The sequence below is a fragment of the Ensifer sp. R-19 genome, from assembly GCF_049905105.1.
Lineage (GTDB): Bacteria > Pseudomonadota > Alphaproteobacteria > Rhizobiales > Rhizobiaceae > Ensifer.
Genome location: NZ_CP184569.1, coordinates 597088 through 619685, shown reverse-complemented (window position 1 = coordinate 619685; position 22598 = coordinate 597088). Strand labels below are relative to the sequence as shown.

21 protein-coding genes and 1 pseudogene are annotated in these 22598 nt (G+C 61.9%); 5 read left to right on the top strand and 17 right to left on the bottom strand.

The genetic code is table 11. The features are described from left to right. Positions 1-44: 44 nt before the first annotated feature. Both ACN9MO_RS02865 and ACN9MO_RS02860 read left to right on the top strand, forming a co-directional pair. Positions 45-656 (top strand): GNAT family N-acetyltransferase, encoded by a 612-nt coding sequence (locus ACN9MO_RS02865; RefSeq protein ID WP_057250658.1) that lies wholly within the window; start codon positions 45-47, stop codon positions 654-656. Further along, the gene (locus ACN9MO_RS02860; RefSeq protein ID WP_110878080.1) at positions 656-3565 is read left to right on the top strand and encodes an EAL domain-containing protein; all 2910 of its coding nucleotides are present in this window, start codon (positions 656-658) and stop codon (positions 3563-3565) included. Before ACN9MO_RS02865 ends, ACN9MO_RS02860 begins: the two co-directional genes overlap by 1 nt. Positions 3566-3678: 113 nt before the next feature. Here ACN9MO_RS02860 and ACN9MO_RS02855 read toward each other — a convergent pair whose 3' ends face one another. After that, positions 3679-4284: a YqgE/AlgH family protein gene (locus ACN9MO_RS02855; RefSeq protein WP_057251089.1), complete on the bottom strand. Its 606-nt coding sequence runs from the start codon at positions 4282-4284 to the stop codon at positions 3679-3681. A gap of 169 nt (positions 4285-4453) precedes the next feature. Here ACN9MO_RS02855 and ACN9MO_RS02850 point away from each other — a divergent pair, with 169 nt between their 5' ends. Together ACN9MO_RS02850 and ACN9MO_RS02845 are read left to right on the top strand one after the other, a co-directional pair. Further along, the gene (locus ACN9MO_RS02850; protein ID WP_113132859.1) at positions 4454-5296 is read left to right on the top strand and encodes a protein-disulfide reductase DsbD domain-containing protein; all 843 of its coding nucleotides are present in this window, start codon (positions 4454-4456) and stop codon (positions 5294-5296) included. Between the two features lie 74 nt (positions 5297-5370). Further along, a complete protein-coding gene (locus ACN9MO_RS02845; RefSeq protein ID WP_057250664.1) occupies positions 5371-5856 on the top strand; it encodes a peroxiredoxin in 486 nt (161 codons plus the stop codon). Positions 5857-5903: 47 nt separating this feature from the next. On the opposite strand, the gene rnhA is transcribed toward ACN9MO_RS02845, so the two are convergent. From rnhA to coxB, 13 genes and pseudogenes are all read right to left on the bottom strand, one after another. Continuing rightward, positions 5904-6371 carry a ribonuclease HI gene (rnhA, locus tag ACN9MO_RS02840; protein WP_057250667.1) on the bottom strand — a complete coding sequence of 156 codons (468 nt, stop codon included), beginning with the start codon at positions 6369-6371 and terminating at the stop codon, positions 5904-5906. Then, on the bottom strand, positions 6368-7348 hold the full coding sequence (locus ACN9MO_RS02835) for a homoserine kinase (RefSeq protein ID WP_058325493.1): 981 nt from the start codon (positions 7346-7348) through the stop codon (positions 6368-6370). The genes rnhA and ACN9MO_RS02835 overlap by 4 nt, the downstream gene beginning before the upstream one ends. A 39-nt stretch (positions 7349-7387) precedes the next feature. Then, entirely contained in the window at positions 7388-8398 is a 1011-nt protein-coding gene (gene ispH / locus ACN9MO_RS02830) for a 4-hydroxy-3-methylbut-2-enyl diphosphate reductase (RefSeq protein WP_113132860.1), read from the bottom strand. A 3-nt stretch (positions 8399-8401) separates the two neighbouring features. After that, positions 8402-8766, bottom strand: a pseudogene (locus ACN9MO_RS02825) (DUF1304 domain-containing protein). A 55-nt stretch (positions 8767-8821) separates the two neighbouring features. After that, positions 8822-9586 (bottom strand): SURF1 family protein, encoded by a 765-nt coding sequence (locus ACN9MO_RS02820; protein ID WP_113132862.1) that lies wholly within the window; start codon positions 9584-9586, stop codon positions 8822-8824. Further along, positions 9555-9938 carry a DUF983 domain-containing protein gene (locus tag ACN9MO_RS02815; protein ID WP_113132863.1) on the bottom strand — a complete coding sequence of 128 codons (384 nt, stop codon included), beginning with the start codon at positions 9936-9938 and terminating at the stop codon, positions 9555-9557. The genes ACN9MO_RS02820 and ACN9MO_RS02815 overlap by 32 nt, the downstream gene beginning before the upstream one ends. Continuing rightward, complete coding sequence (locus tag ACN9MO_RS02810) at positions 9935-10423, bottom strand: L,D-transpeptidase family protein (RefSeq protein ID WP_113132864.1); 489 nt, start codon at positions 10421-10423, stop codon at positions 9935-9937. The genes ACN9MO_RS02815 and ACN9MO_RS02810 overlap by 4 nt, the downstream gene beginning before the upstream one ends. Before the next feature lie 100 nt (positions 10424-10523). After that, positions 10524-11402: a cytochrome c oxidase subunit 3 gene (locus ACN9MO_RS02805; RefSeq protein WP_057250682.1), complete on the bottom strand. Its 879-nt coding sequence runs from the start codon at positions 11400-11402 to the stop codon at positions 10524-10526. A gap of 64 nt (positions 11403-11466) precedes the next feature. Further along, the gene (locus ACN9MO_RS02800; protein WP_058325488.1) at positions 11467-12060 is read right to left on the bottom strand and encodes a cytochrome c oxidase assembly protein; all 594 of its coding nucleotides are present in this window, start codon (positions 12058-12060) and stop codon (positions 11467-11469) included. 11 nt (positions 12061-12071) lie between these two features. Next, a complete protein-coding gene (locus ACN9MO_RS02795; protein ID WP_043619862.1) occupies positions 12072-12212 on the bottom strand; it encodes a hypothetical protein in 141 nt (46 codons plus the stop codon). Next, on the bottom strand, positions 12212-13168 hold the full coding sequence (locus ACN9MO_RS02790; RefSeq protein WP_058320526.1) for a heme o synthase: 957 nt from the start codon (positions 13166-13168) through the stop codon (positions 12212-12214). The genes ACN9MO_RS02795 and ACN9MO_RS02790 overlap by 1 nt, the downstream gene beginning before the upstream one ends. 98 nt (positions 13169-13266) lie before the next feature. Beyond that, positions 13267-14955 carry a cytochrome c oxidase subunit I gene (ctaD, locus tag ACN9MO_RS02785; protein WP_057250686.1) on the bottom strand — a complete coding sequence of 563 codons (1689 nt, stop codon included), beginning with the start codon at positions 14953-14955 and terminating at the stop codon, positions 13267-13269. 20 nt (positions 14956-14975) lie between these two features. Continuing rightward, a complete protein-coding gene (gene coxB, locus ACN9MO_RS02780; protein ID WP_057250688.1) occupies positions 14976-15857 on the bottom strand; it encodes a cytochrome c oxidase subunit II in 882 nt (293 codons plus the stop codon). 365 nt (positions 15858-16222) lie between these two features. Between coxB and ACN9MO_RS02775 the strand changes: the two genes are divergently transcribed. Continuing rightward, entirely contained in the window at positions 16223-16753 is a 531-nt protein-coding gene (locus tag ACN9MO_RS02775; protein WP_057250690.1) for an invasion associated locus B family protein, read from the top strand. 133 nt (positions 16754-16886) lie between these two features. Here ACN9MO_RS02775 and ribB read toward each other — a convergent pair whose 3' ends face one another. From ribB to ACN9MO_RS02760, 3 genes are all read right to left on the bottom strand, one after another. Further along, complete coding sequence (gene ribB, locus ACN9MO_RS02770; protein WP_057250692.1) at positions 16887-17987, bottom strand: 3,4-dihydroxy-2-butanone-4-phosphate synthase; 1101 nt, start codon at positions 17985-17987, stop codon at positions 16887-16889. 126 nt (positions 17988-18113) lie between these two features. Further along, positions 18114-19214: a chorismate synthase gene (aroC, locus tag ACN9MO_RS02765; RefSeq protein WP_058320384.1), complete on the bottom strand. Its 1101-nt coding sequence runs from the start codon at positions 19212-19214 to the stop codon at positions 18114-18116. Positions 19215-19327: 113 nt separating this feature from the next. Further along, the gene (locus ACN9MO_RS02760) at positions 19328-22501 is read right to left on the bottom strand and encodes a bifunctional diguanylate cyclase/phosphodiesterase (protein ID WP_425986469.1); all 3174 of its coding nucleotides are present in this window, start codon (positions 22499-22501) and stop codon (positions 19328-19330) included. Positions 22502-22598: the final 97 nt, after the last annotated feature.

Here is a 22598-nt window from a genome sequence, read left to right as displayed (position 1 = left end):
ATAAAAGGTCCCCGCACGCAAACTGGACGGCCTCGGAGGCAGCTATGACACGATCGGTTTTTCGGTTCCTGTCGCGGCAGCCGGAGGCGATCGAAATTGCCGACCAGAATTATCTGCTGCGGCTCCCGCGCTATGCCGATTATCGCCAATGGTACCAGCTCAGAAGCGAGAGCCGCGCCTTCCTGGAGCCTTGGGAACCATCCTGGCGTACTGACGAGATGACCGAGAGTTCCTTTCGCAGCCGGGTCATCCGCAACGAACAGGAATATTCGTCCGGCCAGGCCGTGCCGCTCTTTCTTTTCCACAAGCCAGACGAGACGCTGCTCGGCGGGCTGACCATCGGCCACATTCGCCGCGGCGCCGGGCAAAACTGCATGATCGGCTACTGGATGGGCGCGCGCCACGCCGGCAAGGGCCATATGTACGCGGCCCTGAGGCTCGCTATTCCCTACATCTTTTCGACCCTTGAGTTGCACCGTATTGAAGCAGCCTGTATTCCGGACAACTCAAGAAGCATCCGGCTCCTTGAAAAGGCCGGTTTTGAGCGTGAAGGCTACTTAAGACAGTACTTGAGAATCAATGGCCAGTGGCGAGACCACGTGCTCTTTTCTCTCCTGTCCGACGATGCCCTACCGAACAGGAATATGCCCCTTTGATGCCTCTAGCCCGCTCGCCCTTCGCCTGGTCAGCCTCGAAGCTGGCAGCGTTTCTGATTGCGCTCACGACGTTTTTCTGCGCGCTCGGCGGTGCGGCCCAGGCTCTGGAGCCGGTGAAGATTTCGCGCGAGGACACCGCGCTCGACCTGACGGCGACAACCGAGATCTACAGCGGCCGCAACGAGGCCTTCCAGGTCTCGACGGCACCCGGAACCGACGGCATCGTGCGCCGCATCGAAGTGCGCTCCAGCAGCGAAGACCATCAGGGCGACTGGGCGGTGTTCGCGCTCGCCAACGTTTCGGCCGAGCCGCTTGACCGCGTGATCGTGGCGCCGCATTTCCGGCTGGTGAATTCCAAGCTCTTCTGGCCGGATCTCGGCTCCAAGCGCATCCTTTCGATCACGCCCAGCGAAGGCTTCGCGCTCAGCCGCGAGCCGAGCGACGAGGCGGACGTCTTCCGCATCACGCTGGCGCCGGGCGTCATCATCACCTTCGTCGCCGAACTCGCGACGCCGGAGCTGCCACAAATCTATCTGTGGGAGCCGGACTCCTACAAGGACACGGTCAACGCCTTCACACTCTACCGCGGCATCGTGCTTGGCATTGCCGGCCTGCTCGCGGTGTTCCTGACCATTCTTTTCGTCGTCAAGGGAACCTCGATGCTGCCGGCAACGGCGGCGCTCGCCTGGGCGGTTCTCGCCTATATCTGCGTCGATTTCGGCTTCCTGTCGAAGCTCATCAGCGTCACCGCAGGCGACGAACGAATATGGCGAGCGGGCACCGAGGTTTTCCTCGCGGCGGGCCTCGTGATCTTCCTGTTCACCTATCTCAATCTCAACCGCTGGCACCAGCATCTGGGTTACGCCACGCTCGCCTGGATCCTGGGCCTCGGCCTGCTTTTCGGCGTCGCCGTCTATGATCCGGCGATTGCGTCCGGCATCGCCCGCCTCTCCTTCGCGCTGACGGCAACCGTCGGGATCGTGCTGATCGCCTATCTCGGCTTCAACCGCTACGACCGCGCAATCCTTCTGGTGCCCGCCTGGCTGCTCATACTCGTCTGGCTCTTCGGCGCGTGGCTGACCGTCACCGGCCAGCTCGCCAACGACATCGTGCAGCCGGCGCTCGGCGGCGGTCTCGTCCTCATCGTGCTCCTGATCGGCTTCACCGTCATGCAGCATGCGGTTGCCGGCAGCGGCTACCAGCAGGGCCTGTTCTCGGATCTCGAACGCCAGTCGCTCGCGCTCACCGGCTCCGGCGACACCGTCTGGGACTGGGACGTCGCCCGCGACCGCGTGGTGACCATGCCCGATATCTCGACGCAGCTCGGCTTGTCGCTCGGCAGCATGCACGGCCCCTTGCGCAACTGGTTGCCGCGTCTGCACCCCGATGATCGCGACCGCTTCCGGGCGACGCTCGACGTGCTTCTGGAGCGCCGCCGCGGCAAGCTCAATCATGAATTCCGCGTGCGCGCCGAGGACGGCCACTATCACTGGCTTTCCATTCGCGCCCGGCCAGTGCTCGGCGCCAACGGCGAAATCATCCGCTGTGTCGGCACTATCATCGACATCACCGAACAGCGCAATTCCGTGGAGCGTCTGCTGCACAACGCGCTGCTCGACAATCTGACCGGCCTTCCGAACCGCCAGGTCTTCCTCGACCGGCTGCAGGCGATCCTGCTGATGGCCGACGGCAGCAATTCGGTGCGCCCGACGGTGCTCGCAATCGACATCGACCGCTACAAGCAGGTCAATGATCTCCTGGGCATCGCCGCCGGCGACAACATCCTGATCGCCTTGACGCGACGGTTGCGGCGGCTCCTGCGCCCGCAGGACACGCTTGCCCGCCTCGGCGGCGACCAGTTCGGCCTGATCCTGATGTCGGAGCGCGATCCCGCCAAGGTCGCGGATTTCGCCGACGCGGTGAGCAAGGCGATCATGGTGCCGCTCAACTACGGCAACCGCGAAATCAACCTGACGGCTTCGATCGGCCTCGTCTCCTGGCTCGACCAGGAGCAAAGCGCAGCAGGCCTGCTCGACGATGCCGAGCTCGCCATGTTCCGGGCGAAAAAGGAAGGCGGCAATCGTGTCGAGCCCTTCCGCCCTGCTTTCCGTACTTCTGGATCGGACCGGCTTCAGCTCGAAGCCGATCTCAAGCGGGCGATCGAACGCAAGGAGCTCTCGCTGGTCTATCAGCCGATCGTCCGGCTGAATGATGCCGAGATCGCCGGTTTCGAAGCGCTGATGCGCTGGGATCATCCGAAGCGCGGCAACATCTCGCCGACCGAGTTCATTCCGATTGCCGAGAATTCCGACCTCATCAACCAACTCGGCATGTTCGCCTTCGACAAGGCAACGAGCGATCTGACGGAATGGCAAGTCCAGGCCGGCGACCTGCCGATCTTCGTCTCGATCAACCTTTCGAGCGCGCAGCTGCTCAACAACGAGCTCTATGACGACGTCCGCGCAATTCTCACCAAAAACCGCTGCGATCCCGCCAAGGTGAAGATGGAACTGACGGAATCGCTGGTGATGGAAAATCCCGAGCAGGCCCGTCTCGTTCTCGAAAAGCTGAAGGAAGCCGGATTGAAACTGGCACTCGACGACTTCGGTACCGGCCATTCGTCGCTTTCCTACCTCACCCGCTTCCCCTTCGACACGATCAAGATCGACAAGGCGCTGGTGCGCGACCCGAGCGACAAGCGCGGCATCCTGCTGCGCTCGGTGATCACCATGGCGCGTGAGCTCGACATGCAGGTGGTGGCAGAGGGTATCGAATCCGAAGACGATGCGATCCAGCTTTCACAGATGGGCTGTGACTACGGCCAGAGCTTCCTCTTCGGCCCGCCGATCGGCTCGGAATCGATCCAGCGACTGTTGAAGGAGCGCTTTCCGCTGATGAAGCGGGCGTGAGTTCGGCAACACGACGCCGCTCAGCGCGCAGATCGCCATAAGCCCGTCGGCTACAGCCCGGCGGGCTTTTCATTTCAGCATGAATGATTGAAGAACGCCGGCTAAGACGGCGATCAGGCGTGACCTGCGTCCACCGAGAGCATCGCGGCCGACACGCCCATCAGCGCCAGCGCCCGGTCGTATTTGTCGTCCAGCGCCTTGTCGAAGATCAGTTCCTCGCGTGCCGGGCTCGTGAGCCAGCCGTTCTGGGTGATTTCCGCCTCGAGCTGCCCCGGACCCCAGCCGGCATAGCCGAGCATCATCGTCGCCCTGACTGGCCCCTCCCCGCGCGAAATGGCGCGGACGATATCAAGCGTTGCCGTCAGGCAGATGTCATCGCTGACCGGAATGCTGGAATCGCTCAGATAGTCGTCGGAATGCAGCACGAAGCCGCGCCCGGTCTCAACCGGTCCGCCGGCCTGAATCTGGAAGTCTCGTGTCATCTGCGGAAGCCGGATCGCCTCTTCCTCGTCGAGAATATCGAGGTGGAGCAACACGTCCGGAAAGGTCAGTTGTTGAGGCCGATTGAGCACAAAGCCCATCGCGCCGTCGTCTGAATGGGCACAGATGAAGATCACCGTGCGGGCGAAATTGGCATCAAACATTCCCGGCATGGCGATCAGGAATTGACCGTCAAGGAAACCTCGCTCCCGTCTCTTCTGCGCCATCGGAGTCGACATCATGGGAACAGCCTACCAATTCACCGCGAAATGAAAAGCGCCTCAGCGTCGCGGCCGGGAAATATTGCACGCACGACGTTCACTTCGCCGTGTCCGATCAAGCGATTATGATCGTTGCTCTCTTCGCTGCGTCTGGAGCAGCATCGGCAAAAGCGATATTGCTTCCGACATGATCCAGCGCTCCACACATCAGAACATGGCCCAGTTCATTGGCGCGGCAAGCCTCATCGCCGCTTTTTTTCTTACCGTCGCTGCACAGGCGGCCACCAGCGACTGGGTGACCTCTCCAGGCGGCATGATCCGCCTCGTCGCAGCCCAACCCAGGCAGGATGGTACGATCCCCGCAACGCTCGAAGTCAAGCTTAACGCTGGCTGGAAGACCTATTGGCGCGAGCCCGGCGCAAGCGGCATCCCTCCGCAGGTGACGATCGATCCGGCGAGCGGCGTCGTACTCGAGAAGGTCGGCTTCCCCGTGCCGAAGACGTTCGACGATGGCGTGGTGCGCTATGTCGGCTACGACAAGTCGGTCGCTTTCCCGCTGACGCTGAAGCGCGTCCAGGGCACGGGCGACATCAATATTCGCGCCTCAGTGTTTCTCGGCATCTGCGAGGACATCTGCATCCCGGTCCAGGGCGAGTTGACGCTGGCGCTGAAGCAGGGCGATTTCGACAATCCGCTCGACAGCGCGCGCATCGATGACGCCGTTGCCGCCCTGCCGGAAGCGCCGTCCAAGGACTTTGCCGTCACGGCGAGCCGCTATGATGCGGAAAAAACCGTGCTGCACCTCTCCGTGCACTTGCCTGATGGCGCGGACCATCCGGAGCTGTTCTTGGCCGGCCCCTCCGGCGTTTCTTTCGGCAAGCCCGAGATCGCGATCGAGGGCGAGGCGGGCCTCAGCGCAGCCGTCCCGGTTCGCCTCTCCGGCAAGGACAGGGAACTCAAGGGCAAGCCGATCGTTGTCACCATACGGGCCAAGGGCCGCAGCATGGAGACGACCCTTGCCTTTGACTAGGCCGCATCTATAGTCCGCCGAGTTCTCCGACGAGTGCGGAGAAACGAAGACGCAAGCAACGCAAGGAGAGTGCCGTGACCATTGCCGTCGGAGACAAACTGCCAGCCGCAACCTTCAAGGAAAAAACCGCCGACGGTCCGGTGGAGGTCACCACCGATCAGCTCTTCGCGGGCAAGCGCGTCGTGCTCTTCGCCGTTCCAGGTGCCTTCACGCCCACCTGCTCGCTCAACCATCTGCCAGGTTACCTCGAAAACCGCGACGCGATCCTTGCCCGCGGCATCGACGATATCGCCGTGGTCTCGGTCAACGACCTGCATGTGATGGGTGCCTGGGCAACCGCATCCGGCGGCATGGGCAAGATCCACTTCCTTTCCGACTGGAACGCCGCTTTCACCAAGGCACTCGGCATGGACATCGACCTTTCGGCCGGCACGCTTGGCGTCCGCTCGAAGCGCTATTCGATGCTGGTGGAAGACGGCGTGGTGAAGTCGCTCAATCTCGAAGAAAGCCCGGGACAGGCGACCGTTTCCGGCGCTGCCGCGATGCTCGAGCAGCTCTGAGCGCGGAAGTACGTGCAAATGGAAACGGGCCTCAACGGGCCCGTTTTTCATTTCACGAGTAGAGAGTCCGGACGGCGCCCCTTCTTGTAGGGTTCCATGCCCTTGCGGGCGAGCTCGTCGGCGCGCTCGTTTTCCGGATGGCCGGCGTGGCCCTTGACCCAATGCCAGGTCACCTTGTGTCGGCGGTTGGCTTCGTCCAGCGCCTGCCAGAGTTCGCCATTCTTCACCGGCTTCTTGTCCGCGGTTTTCCAGCCGTTCTTCTTCCAGCCGTGGATCCACTTGGAGATGCCGTCCATCACATATTTGCTGTCGGTATGGAGATCGACCTCGCAGGCGCTCTTCAGCGCATCGAGCGCCGAGATCGCCGCCAACAATTCCATGCGGTTGTTGGTCGTCTCGGCTTCGCCGCCGGAGAGTTCTTTTTCCACCTCGCCGTAGCGCAGCACGGCGCCCCAGCCGCCCGGCCCCGGATTGCCGGAGCAGGCGCCGTCCGTGAAGATGTCGACGTGTTTCATGCCCGGCCCTCTTCGCGTCTCAGGCCGTATTCAGCGCTCGAAGCGATGGCGCGGTGGAAGCGGATCTTCGTCAGATATTCGAGCGGATCTTTCTTGACCACGAGCGCGCCGGCAGGCGTCATCAGCCAATCATAGAGCCGCGTCAGGAAGAAGCGCAGCGCCGAGCCGCGGCAGAGCAGCGGCAGGGCGTCGACCTCCGCCGGCGTCAGCTTGCGCACGCTCTCGTAGCCCGAAAGCATCGCCATGCCCTTGGTGATGTTGTAGGAGCCGTTTTTCTCGAAGCACCAGGAATTCAGGCAAACGGCAACGTCATAGGCGAGATAGTCGTTGCAGGCGAAGTAGAAGTCGATCAGGCCGGAAAGCTGGTCGCCGAGGAAGAAGACATTGTCCGGGAAGAGATCGGCGTGGATGACGCCATCCGGCAAGGACTGCGGCCAATGACGTTCCAGATGCTCGAGTTCCGCCGATATCTCGTCCTTGAGACCCGACTGCACCTCGTCCGCGCGCGCCTCTGAATTGACCCAGAGTGGCCGCCAGCCGCCAACCGAAAGCGCATTGGTGCGCTTCAGCGCGAAGCCTTCGCCGGCAAGATGCATGGCGGCAAGCGCCTTGCCGACCTCGTGGCAGTGTTTTGCCTCGGGCTTCCTCAGCCACATGCCTTCGAGGAAGGAGATGACGGCGGCAGGGCGGCCGGAGAGCTCACCGAGCAGCTTGCCATCTGCCCGCGGCAGAGGTAGCGGGCAGGACAGGCCGCCGTCGGCCAGATGGTGCATCAATCCCAGGAAGAATGGCAGGTCATCGGCGTTCACCCGCTTCTCGTAAAGCGTGAGAATGTAGGAACCCTTGGTCGTGTGCATCAGGAAATTGGAATTCTCGACGCCCTCGGCGATCCCCTTGTAGGAGGTCAGCTGACCGACGTCATAGGCGGTGAGAAAACGGGAGAGATCGTCTTCCGTGATATCGGTGTAAACTGCCAAGGGCTTCCACTCTCAAGAAAATGCGGGCAAGAAATGTGATTATTCGCCGTTGACGAAGGCCATGTCGGCTGCTGTCAGCGGCACATGGCGGATCTCGCGGTTGACGAGGAAGTTTTCGTTTTCCTCGACCGTATCGGCAAGTTCCACCTTCGCGTCGTAACGTTCGCGGAATGCCTCGATGATCTCGTTGACGATCACTTCGGGCGCCGAGGCGCCGGCCGACAAACCTACCGTCGAGATATCGCCCATCTCATCCCAGTCGATTTCCGATGCACGCTGCACGAGCACGGACTTCTTCGCGCCGGCCCGCAGCGCCACTTCGACCAGTCGCTTGGAATTGGAAGAGTTGGGCGCGCCGACGACGAGGAACAGGTCGCAGCCCGGCGCTGCCTGCTTCACCGCCTCCTGACGGTTGGTGGTGGCGTAACAGATCGAATCTGCAGCAGGCGCCGTCAGGTTCGGAAAGCGCTCGTGCAGCCGCTTGATGACGCCGGCCGTATCGTCGACCGACAGCGTCGTCTGGGTGACGAAGCCGAGATTGTCCGGGTCCGGCGGCCGGTAGACGTCGGCATCTTCGACCGTTTCGACGAGCGACACGGCGCCTTCCGGCAACTGCCCCATGGTGCCGATGACTTCCGGATGGCCGGCATGACCGATCAAGACGACGTGGCGGCCGAGACGGTTGTGGCGCATCGCCTGCTTGTGGACCTTGGAGACCAGCGGGCAGGTGGCGTCGAGATAAAAGAGATTGCGGGCGTCAGCATCCGCAGGCACCGACTTCGGCACGCCATGGGCCGAGAAGACCACCGGCTGCTTGCGGTGCTCCGGCGGGATCTCGTCGAGCTCTTCGACGAAGATCGCGCCCTTGGCCTCAAGGCCCTCGACGACATAGCGATTGTGCACGATCTCGTGGCGGACATAGACGGGCGCGCCGAACTCCTTCAGCGCCAGGACGACGATCTGGATCGCCCGGTCGACGCCGGCGCAAAAACCGCGCGGCCCGCACAGGCGAATGGTGATCGGGGATTTTGCTGCCGCTGATGATGCCATGGATCAGAATGCCATTAGAAGGAAAACAAGCGCTGCGATCGCCGGGCCGCCCTGGATTAAGAGGATGCGCGGCTTGACCGACCACGCGCCATATATAGCGGCAACGATCACGCACACAAGGAAGAACACCTTCAGCTCGAAGGCAAAGGACGGTTCCGACTGGATCAACGACCAGACAGGCCAGCCGCGAGAAAACCATTGTAGAGACCCTGGTTCGCCGCAAGGACGCGTGTTGTCTCCGCTTGCTCCGGTGTCATGCGGAAGACAGCCCTTCCCCGAGGTCCTGTCCACAGAAACATCTCGAGCACAAGAAAGCCGACATGCAGCAATCCCGTCAACGCAATCAGAGTGTTCGCGAAAATCGCCATCCTTGTTCCCCGCTGTCGATCCTTCAGCAGGGTTAGCACGGCGGCGCCGTCCGGGCTATCGCCCGCGGCGCGCCACGTAAATGCCGCTGACCAGCACCAAAGCTGCCGCCAACCCATACCAGGTCAGCGCGTATTGCAGATGGTTGTTGGGTAGGTCGAACTGGGTAACGCCGCCGATCGGCAGGCCGCCAGGGTTGGGTGTCGCATCGGCATCGACGAACATCGGCAGCACCTTGTCGGCCGGAAGACCGACCGATGATGCCATTGTGTCGAGATCCTTCCAGTAGAAGATGTTCTTGGCGAGATCATTGTCCGGAACGAGCGATGACGGCTTTTCGGTGAGCTTCGGCCTTGCGAGGCCGTTGATGCCAACGAAGGCCGGAAGCTCACCCGCGAGACGGGTCGACGAATCCTTCTGTTCGAAGGGCACGAAGCCGCGATTGACGAAGAGCACGCGGCCATCGTCGAGCGTCAGCGGCGTGAAGACGTAATAGCCGGTGCGGCCGTTAAATGTCGCGAAGAAATGCCGCTCCTTGCTGTGATCGAAGGTGCCTGTAACCGTGACGGTGCGGTAATCGATATCCACGCCGTCAGCGAGCATCTTCTCGATGTCGCCAAGCGACACCGGAGGCGCCGACCGACGCTCCTGGATCGCTGTCAGCAGGCCTTCCTTCCAGTGCAGTCGCTGCATCTGCCAGGTGCCGAGCGAGATAAGGATGGCGAAGGCGACTACGAGCAAAAGGAAGGCGCCGAGACGTCCGAAAAGGCTGCGCTTCTTGACTTCGATCTCAGCCACGATCGATTTCGCCCGGGCGCGCATTGTTGCGGTACTGCAGGTTGATCAGGACGCCCTTCAGCATGCGTGTCAGTCCGAGGCTGAGGATGGTCGCGAGCGGGATCCACAACAGGAAATGCAGCCACAGCGGTGGGCTGAAATTGACCTCCGCCCAAAGCGCCGCGCCGACGACGACGAAGCCGACGATCAGGATGACAAAGACCACCGGGCCATCGCCGGCATCGGCAAAGCGATAGTCCAGGTCGCAGCTTGTGCAGGCCGGTTTGACCTTGAGGAAGCCGTCGAACAGCCTGCCCTGGCCGCAGCGCGGGCAAAGCCCCTTGATCCCTGTCATCACCGGGTCCACCGGCGGGAAATGTGCCTTGTCTTCGCTCACGGCTTGATCTCGATTGGCGTGTTGTTGGGGACCATCGTCCAGATTTCTTCCATTTCGGCATTGGTAACGGCAATGCAGCCATTCGTCCAATCGAAGCGCTGCGTCAAAAACGCCAGCCAACCGAAATAATTGGGCTGGCCATGGATCATGATCATGCCGCCGGGATCGACCCCATTTGCGACCGCGGCCTTTGTATCTTCCGGCGCCGGATAGGAGACGTGGATGGACTTGTAGTAGCCGCTTCCCGGATTGCGCCAATCGAGGAGATAGAGCCCTTCCGGCGTCCTCTCGTCGCCTTCCTGCCGCTTGTGACCAACGGGGTTTCCGCCGAGCGCGACCGCATATTCGCGGATCAACTGGCCACCGTGGAAGAGCTGCAAGAGCCGCCGTTCCTTGTGGACGACGACCCTATCCGCAACGTCGGCCGCCGCAGCCGAGACGGAGCCGGCCAGCACCACCATGACCATGATCGACGCAACCCGCATTTCGCCCCCCCGTCGCGTTGCCATCATCACAAGCCACCTAAAGAACAAGGCGGCTGCATGGCTGCAACCGCCCTGTTCATAAAGATCGAGATGCTCGCGCTTAGCCGTGAGCGATCGGCGCACCCCAGCTGCCCCAGATGTAGATGGAGAAGAAGAGGAAGAGCCAGACGACGTCAACGAAGTGCCAGTACCAGGCGGCCGCTTCGAAGCCGAAGTGCTGCTTGGGCGTGAAATCGCCGCGCAGGGCACGGATGAGGCAGACGAGCAGGAAGATCGTGCCGACCAGAACGTGGAAGCCGTGGAAGCCGGTCGCCATGAAGAAGGTCGCGCCGTAGATCGAGTCCTTGAAGGCGAACGGAGCGTGGGCGTATTCGTAGCCCTGAACGAAGGAGAACAGCACGCCGAGCGCGACCGTCAGCATCAGGCCCGAGATCAGGCCCTTGCGGTCGTTGTGCAGGAGCGCGTGGTGTGCCCAGGTGACCGTCGTGCCCGAAAGCAGCAGGATGACGGTGTTGTAGAGCGGCAGGTGCCACGGATCGAGCACTTCGATACCCTTCGGCGGCCAGACGCCGCCGGTGAAGGTGGCGCGGGTTGCCTGGATGGCTTCGCCCGGGAACAGGCTCGCATCGAAGAAGGCCCAGAACCAGGCCACGAAGAACATCACTTCCGAAGCGATGAACATGATCATGCCGTAGCGCAGGTGCAGCGACACGACACGGGTGTGGTGGCCTTCATGCGCTTCCTTCACCGTGTCCGACCACCAGCCGAACATGGTGTAGAGAACGATGATCAGACCGGCGAGCAGGATCCAGACGTTGGCGAGCTCGAGGCCGAAGATCTTCAGCGAGCTGCCCGCGAGGTAGCGCATGTAGCAGATGCCGCCGAACGCCATGACGAAGGCGCCGATCGAGGCAAGCAACGGCCAGGGGCTCGGGTCGATGATGTGGTAGTCGTGATTCTTCTGATGCGCACCGGCCATGTCAGTAATCCCCGAAATGTCTCTCTCTTGTCGCCCTTTCGGCATAGCCGAAAAGGACCTCCAGTCAAAGTTTGTTCTCTTCCGTCTTCACCTGCGCCACCGGTTTCGACGGTTCGCGCGGGTAGAAGGTGTAGGAAAGCGTCAACGTCTTGATGTCCTTGGTCTCCACCGCCTTGACTATCTCCGGATCGACGAAGAATACCACCGGCATCTCCATCTCCTCTCCCGGCTGCAGCGTCGTCTCGGTGAAGCAGAAGCACTGTACCTTGTTGAAATAGGCACCGGCCTGCATCGGCGTGACGTTGAAGGTCGCCTGGCCCGTCGTCGGCTTCGACGACAGGTTCTTCGCCCGGTACATCACCTGCACGGTTTCACCGATGCGGATATCGATGTCGCGCTGGACCGGCTTGAACTCCCAGGGCAGACCGCCCGAGGTGTTCGCGTCGAAGGTGACCCTCACCTTCTCGTCCAGGATTACGTCCGAAGCCTGCTCGACGCGCTGCGTCGTACCGTTATAGCCGGTGACGCGGCAGAACATGTCGTAGAGCGGCACGGCGGCATAGGCCATGCCGACCATGCCGGCGACGAAGGCAAGGCAAGTGCCGACGACGACGCGGTTCGAGCGCTGTTTGGGCGTGGTTTCCGATGAACTCGTCATGCCATCCCGCCTCAGTTGACCATGCCGTTGCCGAACTTGATCAGCGTGACGATGTAGAACAGGACGACAAGCCCGAAGAGGACGAAGCCGAGCGCGATGTTGCGACCGCGGCGCGATTTCTTCTGGGCATCAGTGAGCTTGACGGTTTCCATCAGGCAATACTCCCGGCGTGCAGCCAGATATTGACGATCAGGTGATCCGCCATCAGGGCGGAGAAGATCACGAACAGATACATGATCGAGAAGGCAAACAGCTTCTTGGCGGGCAGCATGCGCTCATCCGCTTCCGGCATGCGCAGCACGCCGATCGAATACCAGATGAAGCCGAGACCGAGTGCCGCTGCCACGAGGCCGTAACCGATGCTCGCGAAACCGAGCAAGGTGGGACAGATACCGATCAGCGCGGTCAGCACGGCATAGATGACGATCTGCTTCTTGGTGGTCGCCTGGCCGCAGACATTCGGCATCATCGGCACGCCGACGGCGCCATAGTCGCCCATCTTGAAGAGGGCAAGCGCCCAGAAGTGGGCTGGCGTCCACAGGAAGGTAATCAGGAAGAGAACGATGCTTTCGATCGAGACGGCGCCGGTGACACAGGCCCAGCCGATCATCGGCGGGAAAGCACCGGCCGCACCGCCGATGACGATGTTCTGCGGCGTCGAGCGCTTCAGCCACATCGTGTAGATGACCACGTAGAAGAATATGGTGAAGGCGAGCAACCCGGCTGCGAGCCAATTGACGGCGAGCCCGAGGATGATCACGGAAAAGGCGGAGAGCGTCAGACCGAAAGCCAGCGCTTCCTGCGGCAGGATCTTGCCTGCCGGGATCGGGCGCTTGGCGGTACGGCTCATGACTGCGTCGATATCGGCGTCATACCACATGTTCAGCGCACCGGAGGCGCCGGCGCCGACGGCGATGCAGAGAATAGCGATGAAGCCGATGAAGGGATTGATGTGGCCCGGCGCGAGCACCAGCCCGGCGAGTGCCGTAAAGACGACGAGGGACATGACACGCGGCTTCAGAAGCTCGAAATAATCGCGCGCAGAGGCTTCGGACAGGCGCGCAACGCCTTCCATGCCGACTGCTTCGTGATTGTCGATGACCGTCATGTCGTGTCCCTGTGCAAGTCCCGGCCGCAATGGCCGTGTGTCGCCGGTTTCCCGGCGGGGTGAAGCCGCCGGAACCGGCGGCTTCTGTTCGTTGCCCGTCACTTGATGCGCGGGAGCTGCTCCCACTGGTGGAACGGCGGCGGCGAAGACAGCTGCCATTCCAGAGTGTTCGCGCCCTCGCCCCACGGGTTGTCGCCTGCGACGCGCTTCTTGGCGAAGGCTTCGAAGACGCCGAAGAGGAAGATCAGCACGCCGACGGCTGCGATGTAGGAGCCGTAGGACGAAACCATGTTCCAGCCGGCATAGGCGTCCGGATAGTCGATGTAGCGGCGCGGCATGCCGGCGAGGCCGAGGAAGTGCTGCGGGAAGAAGATCAGGTTCACGCCAATGAACATGACCCAGAAGTGCAGCTTGCCGACGAACTCGGAGTACATGTAGCCGGTCATCTTCGGGAACCAGTAGTACCAGGCCGCGAAGATCGCGAAGACGGCGCCGAGCGACAGAACGTAGTGGAAGTGAGCAACCACGTAGTAGGTGTCGTGCAGCGAACGGTCGAGGCCGGCGTTGGCGAGCTGAACGCCCGTGACGCCACCGACGGTGAACAGGAAGATGAAGCCGATCGCCCAGACCATCGGGGTCGTGAAGCGGATCGAACCACCCCACATCGTCGCGATCCACGAGAAGATCTTAACGCCGGTCGGAACAGCGATAACCATCGTCGCGAAGACGAAGTAGCGCTGCGTGTCGAGCGACATGCCGACGGTGTACATGTGGTGCGCCCACACGATGAAGCCGACGGCGCCGATCGCGACCATGGCGTAGGCCATGCCGAGGTAGCCGAAGATCGGCTTGCGCGAGAAGGTGGAAACGATGTGGCTGACGATGCCGAAGCCCGGCAGGATCAGGATGTACACTTCCGGGTGACCGAAGAACCAGAACAGGTGCTGGAACAGGATCGGGTCGCCGCCGCCTTCAGGCGCAAAGAAGGCCGTGCCGAAGTTGCGGTCGGTGAGCAGCATGGTGATGCCGCCTGCCAGAACCGGCAGCGAGAGCAGCAGCAGGAAGGCGGTGATCAGAACCGACCAGGCAAAGAGCGGCATCTTGTGCAGCGTCATGCCCGGAGCGCGCATGTTCAGGATCGTGGTGATGAAGTTGATCGCACCGAGGATCGAGGATGCGCCGGCGATGTGCAGGCCGAGGATCACGAAATCCATGGCCGGCCCGGGCATGCCCGATGTCGAGAATGGCGGATAGATCGTCCACCCGCCGCCTGCACCATAGGCACCGGCCGGTCCCTCGACGAACATCGACAGGAGCACCAGCAGGAAGGCCGGGATGATCAGCCAGAAGGAGATGTTGTTCATGCGCGGGAACGCCATGTCCGGCGCACCGATCATGATCGGAACCATCCAGTTGGCGAAGCCGCCGATCAGCGCGGGCATGACCATGAAGAAGATCATGATGAGCGCGTGCGCGGTCGTGAACACGTTGAACATGTGCTTGCCGCCGTCGATGGCAGCATCGCCCTCGAAACCGTAGACCATCTGTGCCAGACCGTGAAAGATCTGGATGCCCGGCTCCTGCAGTTCGGCGCGCATGAACACCGAGAGCGTGCCGCCGATGATGCCCGCGAAAATCGCGAAGATCAGGTACAGCGTGCCGATGTCCTTGTGGTTGGTCGACAGGAACCAGCGCTGAAAGAAGCTCAGAGGCTTATGCGCATGGTCTGCGTGGCCATGATCGGAGTGATCATGGCGTTGATCGTGATGAACGGCTGTTCCAGCCATGGGTCGAGCTCCCCTTCCGATTACTGTGCGGCGTTTGCGGCGACGTCGACGGTCTTGGCCGCATCGATGGACGCCATGAGCGCCTTGTTCGCATCGCCAAGATTGGTAGCGGCGGCTGCGAGCCAGGTGTCGTATTTTTCCTGCGAAACAACGCGGATCGCGATCGGCATATAGGCGTGATCCTTGCCGCAGAGCTCGGAACACTGGCCGTAGTACAGACCTTCGCGGTCAGCCTTGAACCAGGTTTCGTTCAAGCGGCCGGGAACGGCATCGATCTTTACGCCGAAGGCAGGCATTGCGAAGGCATGGATCACGTCGGCGGCGGTGACGAGGACACGAACCGTCTTGCCGACCGGAATGACAACTTCGTTGTCGACGGCGAGCAGGCGCGGATATTCCTTCTTGTCTTCCTTGCCGAGGGCGGCGCGATCTTCATCCTTCACCAGCAGGCTGTCGAAGGAGAGCGGGCTTTCGCCGACTTCATATTCATAGGACCAGTACCACTGGTTGCCGGTCGCCTTGACCGTCAGGTCCGGATTGGCCGGCGGCGTGAGCTGCGCGGTCAGGAGCTGGAAGGACGGAATGGCGAGGAAAAGAAGCACGATGACCGGACCGACGGTCCAGACGACTTCGATGGCGGTGTTGTGGCTGGTCTTGGAGGGAACCGGGTTAGCACTCTCGCGGAACTTGACCACGACGATGATCAGCAGGAGGAGAACGAAGAGGGTGATCGGAATGATGAACCACAGGGTATAATGTTCAAACCACGTGATTTCTTCCATGATGCCCGTAGCGGCCGACTGAAAGTTCGTCTGCCAATCGACAGGCTTGTCAGCAAAGGCGCTCGAAGCAAAAAGCAGACAGGCAAGCGCTGCCAGAACTGCATAAGCCTTGTTTTTCACAATATGTCTCCCCAATGCGCTTGATCAGGATCAAACCGGAACGCAGAATCCCTGCGATACTGCTGCGCTTCAAACCACAGTTTGTCCGATGCCGCAACATCTGACCAATCAACCCCATGCGGCATTTTTGCACAAACGCATCTTTTCACACAGGCACCCCTTAGAAGCCGTCACGAATCGACTTATATGACGTCTTCCGCGCCCCTAAAGGCGCGATCGCACGCGGTTCGCGCGGCAACACACGGGATAGGGCGTTAACCCGCCCAATTTCCGCCATATGACGCTGGAATGTGCCCCGCAGGGCTTTTCATTTATTCCCGCGCGCTTCAAGAATAGCCCTGATGATTCGACGTTTTGAGGTTTACATGGGCCTGCCCCTCTTTTCGCGACTGTCGGCCTTCGCCGCCTTCGGCCTTGCCGTTCTCGCTCTCCCCGCTCAGAGCCTGGCCCAGCAGCCCGCCGGAACACCCGGCACGGTCAAGTCCAACCACGGCGCGTGGTCGATCGTTTGCGATCAGCCGGCAGGCGCATCCACCGACCAGTGCGCGCTGATGCAGAACGTCATTGCCGAGGACCGGCCGGAAGTCGGCCTGTCGGTGGTCGTGCTGAAGACGGCGGACCGCAAGGCGAAGATCCTGCGCGTGCTCGCTCCGCTCGGCGTGCTGCTGCCAAACGGCCTCGGCCTCAACGTCGACGGCAAGGATATCGGCCGCGCCTACTTCGTGCGCTGCTTCTCCGACGGCTGCTATGCGGAAGTCGTGCTTGAAGATGAATTGCTGAAGACCTTCCGCTCCGGCGCGACGGCGACCTTCATCGTCTTCCAGTCGCCGGAAGAAGGCATCGGCATCCCGGTCGATCTCAAGGGCTTCGGCGAAGGCTACGACGCGTTGCCCTGACCGGTCGCCGGACCCCACACAAACAAGACACAGGGCCGCGCTCGAGCGCGGCTTTTTTATTGGCAGCCGCCGGCACAAACGACAAAGCCCGGATCGACGATCCGGGCTTTGTCGTATTCAGAGACGTCAAGCTTTAGATGATGTCGGTTCCGGCGATCTTGATGCCGAAGCCTTCGAGGCCGACATAGTGGCGCTCCCGCGAGGCAAGAAGGCGGATAGAGCTGATGCCGAGATCTTTCAGGATCTGGGCGCCGAGGCCGATTTCCAGCCATTCGTTCTCGCGCGCCTGCGCCTCGTCATGTGCTTCACGATCGTGTTTGCCCTTGCGGGCCGTTTGCGACACGCCGACGCCGACCGAGCCTTCGCGCAGGTAGACGATGACCCCCCTGCCCTCGTCGGCAATGCGCTTCATGACGCGATCGATCTGGCAGTCCTTGCCGAACACGTCGGCGCCGACATTTTCGAGGTGCAGGCGGACCGGGATATCGACGCCGTCGCGAATATCGCCGAAGACGACGGCGAGATGCTGCATCGGATCCCAGGGCAGCGAATAGGAATGCCCCTTCGCCGCACCGTAGGGCGTTTCGATATCGAAGGATCCGCCCTGCTCGATCAGGGTTTCCTTGCGCTGGCGGTAGGCGATGAGGTCGGCGACCGAAACCTGTTTCAGCCCATGGGTCTCGGCAAAGCTCGCGACCTGCGGTCCGCGCATGACGGTGCCGTCATCGTTGACGAGTTCGCAGATGACGCCGATCGGCGGCAGGCTTGCGAGCTTGCAGAGGTCGACGGCGGCTTCCGTGTGACCGGAGCGCATGAGAACGCCGCCTTCGCGGGCGACCAACGGGAAGATGTGGCCCGGGCGAACGAAGTCCGTCGGCCCGACATTGGGGTTGGCGAGGTTGCGCACCGTCAACGTACGGTCATCGGCGGAAATGCCGGTCGTGGTGCCGTGCTTGAAATCGACCGAGACGGTGAAGGCCGTCGTATGGGCAGAATCGTTTTCAGCAACCATGGCATTGAGGTTGAGGCGTTTCGCCTCCTCGCGCGGCATCGGCGTGCAGACGATGCCCGACGTGTGGCGCACGATGAAGGCCATCTTCTCCGGCGTGCAATGCACCGCGGCGACGATCAAATCGCCCTCGTTCTCGCGGCCGTCATCATCGGTCACGACAACGATTTCGCCGGCCTCGAAGGCGCGGATGGCGTCGACGACACGCTTCTGGTCATAGGACATGGTGCTCTTCCCGAAATAGAGGGCGAATTACTTACAGCGCCGCGCGTCTCGTAGACGAGCAAAGGTCGCTGTAACACTTTAAGTTGCTGCATAATTTTGTCCTTAAATCGATTCCGATTTAAGGAATTATGCAGTAAGCCGGCCGGTCTGGCCGCGGTCACGCAGGTAGTGATCGGCGATCGTGCAGGCAAGCATCGCCTCGCCGATCGGCACGGCGCGGATGCCGACGCAGGGGTCGTGGCGGCCCTTGGTGCGGACATCGACTTCCTTGCCATCGCTGTCGACCGAGCGGCGCTCGGTGAGGATCGACGACGTCGGCTTGATGGCAAAACGCGCGATCACGGGTTCGCCGGTGGCGATGCCGCCGAGAATACCGCCGGCATGATTGGAGAGGAAGACCGGCTTGCCGTCGGCGCCGATGCGCATCTCGTCGGCGTTCTCCTCACCGGTGATCTCGGCCGCACCGAAGCCGTTGCCGATCTCGACGCCTTTGACGGCGTTGATCGACATCAGGTTGGAGGCAATGTCCTGATCGAGCTTGGCATAGATCGGCGCGCCGATGCCGGCGGGCACGCCCTCGGCGACCACTTCGACGACGGCGCCGATCGAGGAGCCGGCCTTGCGGATGCCGTCGAGATATTCCTCCCAAACCGGCACGATCTCCGGATCCGGCGCGAAGAAGGGGTTGTTGCCCACCTCGGCCCAATCCCAGTTGGCCCGGTTGATCTTGTGTTTGCCGATCTGGACGAGGGCGCCGCGCACGACGAGCCCCGGAACGACCTTGCGGGCGATGCCGCCGGCGGCAACGCGCGCCGCGGTCTCGCGCGCCGAGGAACGGCCGCCGCCGCGATAGTCGCGGATGCCGTATTTCAGATCATAGGTGTAGTCGGCGTGGCCAGGACGGTAACGCTTGGCGATCTCGGAATAGTCCTTCGAACGCTGGTCGGTGTTCTCGATCAGCATGGAGATCGGCGTCCCGGTCGAGATCATCGTCTCGCCGTCCTCGTCGAACATCACGCCGGAGAGCACCTTGACGAGATCATCCTCGCGGCGCTGCGTCACGAAACGCGACTGCCCGGGCTTGCGCTTGTCGAGCCAGGCCTGAAGTTCGGCGAGCGTGAAACGGACGCCGGGCGGGCAACCATCCACCACGCAGCCAAGCGCCGGGCCGTGGCTTTCGCCCCAGGTGGTGACGCGGAAGAGGTGACCGAAAGTGTTATGCGACATGAAGGCTACCGGACCTTAAGCAAGCAACGGCCGTACGTTTCGTACGCGGATGCCCTCTCTTAGTGGAAAGCCGGGGGCGGGGAAAGACTTTTGCGCCTACCGCCGTCGCTTCGTCACGACGCCAGGCGCAGGCCGCGGTCGGTCGCAAAGGCGAGGAACTTCTCCGCGCTCAACGGCCGGGAGAAGGCATAGCCCTGCAGGACGTCGCAGCCGAGGATGCCGAGCATCTCCGCATGTGCCATCGTCTCGACACCTTCGGCAACGGTCTCGATGTTGAGCGAGCGGGCGATCTCGATGATCGAACGGACCAGGGCCTGCTCCCGCCGCGCGCTCAGAACCGGAACGACGAGCTGCCGATCGATCTTCAGCCGCTTCGGCTTGATCTTCAGCAGGCTGACGATCGAGGTATGACCGGTGCCGAAGTCATCGAGCTCGATATCGATGCCGAGTTTCTTGATACCTTCGATGTTGGTGGCAACGATGTCGTCGCTCTCGTCGAGGAAGATCGATTCCACCAGTTCGAAACAGATCTGGCCGGGCGCGATGCTCAAGCCTTCGAGCGAGGACAGCAGATCATCCTCCTGAAGCCGCTTCGCCGAAACGTTGACGGAAATCTTGGGAACTCTGAGGCCGGCGGCCGCCCAGCGCATGTGGTCGATCAGCGATTTCTCCAGCACGAGGCGATCAAGCGCCGCCATGACATTCAATTCCTCCGCGATGCCAAGGAAACGATCCGGCGTCAGGATGCCCTCACGCGGGTGGTTCCAGCGCACCAGCGCCTCCACCCCGCACAGCGCAAGCGTGGTCGCGTCGAACTGTGGCTGATACCAGGGTTCGAACTCGTCCCGTTCGATGCCTTCGAGGATCTCGTCGGCGATCCGCTTGGCCGTCACCACTTCGGCCTGCAACACCTCGGTGAAGAACTGATAACGATTACGGCCCGCCTCCTTGGCCCGGTAGAGCGCGATATCGGCATTGACGAGCAGCTTGCGCGCATCGATCTCCGCGCCACGGCCCACCGCCACACCGATGCTGACACCGAAGCGGCAGGGAAAACCGTTGTAATCGACCGGCTGGCGCATCGCGGCGATGATCCGGTCACAGCGCGCCGCCAGCGCCGCCTCGCCCGGCGCACCGGTGACCGCGACCACGAACTCATCACCACCGATGCGGGCGATGATATCGCCGGGCCGGATATTTGCCCGGAGGATTTCGGAAGCGTGGATCAGCATGGCGTCCCCGGCTGCGTGGCCGAGCGTGTCATTGATCTGCTTGAAACGGTCGAGATCGATATGGAGGATGGCGATATCCTCGAGATCACCGGCCCTCGCCAGCCGCTCCAGCGCCTTGTCGAGCATGCGGCGATTTCCAAGACCGGTCAGGGGATCGTGCAGGGCGTTGTGCTCGATCCGTACCCGCGCCTGCTCCAACTCGGCGTTCTTCGCATCCGCCATCGCCTTGGCTGCCCGCAACTGCTCGGTCATCAGCACGTCTTCGGTGACGTCGAGCGCCATGCCGACGAATTTGCGTGCGCCATCCGGCGCCACATGAAGCTTGCCGACCGACCGGATGTGGCGGACGCCGCCAGCCGGCAGAAACACGCGCGCCTGGTGCACATAGGTCTCGTCCGCCGCGATTGCGCGGTTGACCGCGTCCAGCGCCGGCGCCCGATCATCGGGATGAAGCGCGGTGAGCCATGTCTCCTCGTTGGTGGTCCCATCGGTGTAGACGAGGCCGTAGAGCTGGTGCATGCGGTCGTCCCAATAGGTCAGTCCGCTATCGAGGTCCGCCTCCCACATGCCGCATCGATAGGAATCGAGTGCCAGGTCGAGCCGGCGTGAAAGCAGTTCAAGATCCTGCTCACGCTCGTAAAGACCTTTCAGTGCCTGTTCGAGCTCGAGGTTCTGTTGATCGACCTGGGCCTTGGCCGCAGTCAGCCGCTCGGTCTTCATAACGTCGTCTGTGACGTCCCAACTGATGCCGGTGACCTTTGCGCGCCCATCGGCGCCGCGGTGGCTGGATCCGACGTTGCGGATGTGGCGCAAGGTTCCGTCAGACAGCACGACCCGGTATTGCGAGCGATATTCCAGGCCGTCGTCCAGGCTGCGGAACAGCGCGTTGGCGGCGATGCCGATGTCCTCCGGATGCACTGTTGCGCGCCACTCCTCATAGGTCGGTTCCTCCAGATGGACCTCCAGCCCATGCAGGTGGAACATGCGATCGTCCCAGGAGCGCTGCTGCGTTTCGACGTCGATCTCCCAGACGCCGATCTTGGACGCGTCGAGCGCGAGGTTCAGCCGGTGGGAGAGCGTCATCACCTCCCCTTCCCGCGCTTTCAGCTTGGCAATGTTGCGCTGCCGTTCGTTGAAGAGCCCGCCGGTCAAGAGGATCGGGATTACCACGATTGCGACAGCGGCGGCGATCGCCAAGCGAATGGCATCGATGTTTTCGGGAAGCTGGTCCCACTCGCCAACCGGCATGGCTGCGAGCTCCCAAGCGCCACCCGCCAGATCCAGCCGACGCGTCACCGGTGCCTTGCGGAAAAGCGCGTCGTCGCCGAAGAACGCATCCTGGATCCGCTCCTGCTCGGAGATATCCCTGATCGCGAGGTGAACGTCGACGTGGCGATGATCCTTCGTCAGTTCCGGCGTTTCGCTGCCCGCCTCCAAGAGGCGCGCGGCGCGATAGAGCGCCCTTTCATCGATGATGGCCTCGACATAGCCCCAGCGCTCCATCCGTCCCTGGATCTTGGAAAAGACAGGCAAGAAAAGCTCGAAGCCGTTGCGGCCGCTCGGCAAGCGAATGGGGCCGATCATCACGGGTCTCACCGTCGACGATGCGCGTTCTATCGCGTGCCTTGTCGCGCCGAACCTGTTGAAATCGGTGCCGACGAACCATTGCTGGCTTTCACGCGGAAAGGCGATCCGCACAACACCGGCGGGCGCAGCCGAAGCGCGCACCATCTGCGGGTTCTGGAGAAGAAGCTTCGTTGCCATGACGGTAAAATCGTCAGGCGTCATCGCCGGGTGCACGCCGATGCTGTTGGCAAATCCGTTCAGCGCGGCGATGTTGGTGTTTATCTCCGATTGCAACCGGTTGGCGATGAGGTTCAGTTCGTTCTCGACATCGATCCTGAGGTCACTCTGGAAGTTTTCGCGATTCTGCCGCTCATAGACGTACCCGCCGGCAAACACGACGAGGCCGGCGATCGCCGCTGGTATGAGCGATGGTTTCGCAAATCTGGCTGCCGCCCGAATGCGCTGGCGCAGAACGTCGATGATCTTCAATCTTTTCCCCTCGATCCCCAACCAAAGGTAGCGAGCGAACCTTAAGATTGGCTTTCGTCACAAATCCTTGGAAAACCCTATGATTCATGGGGAAATC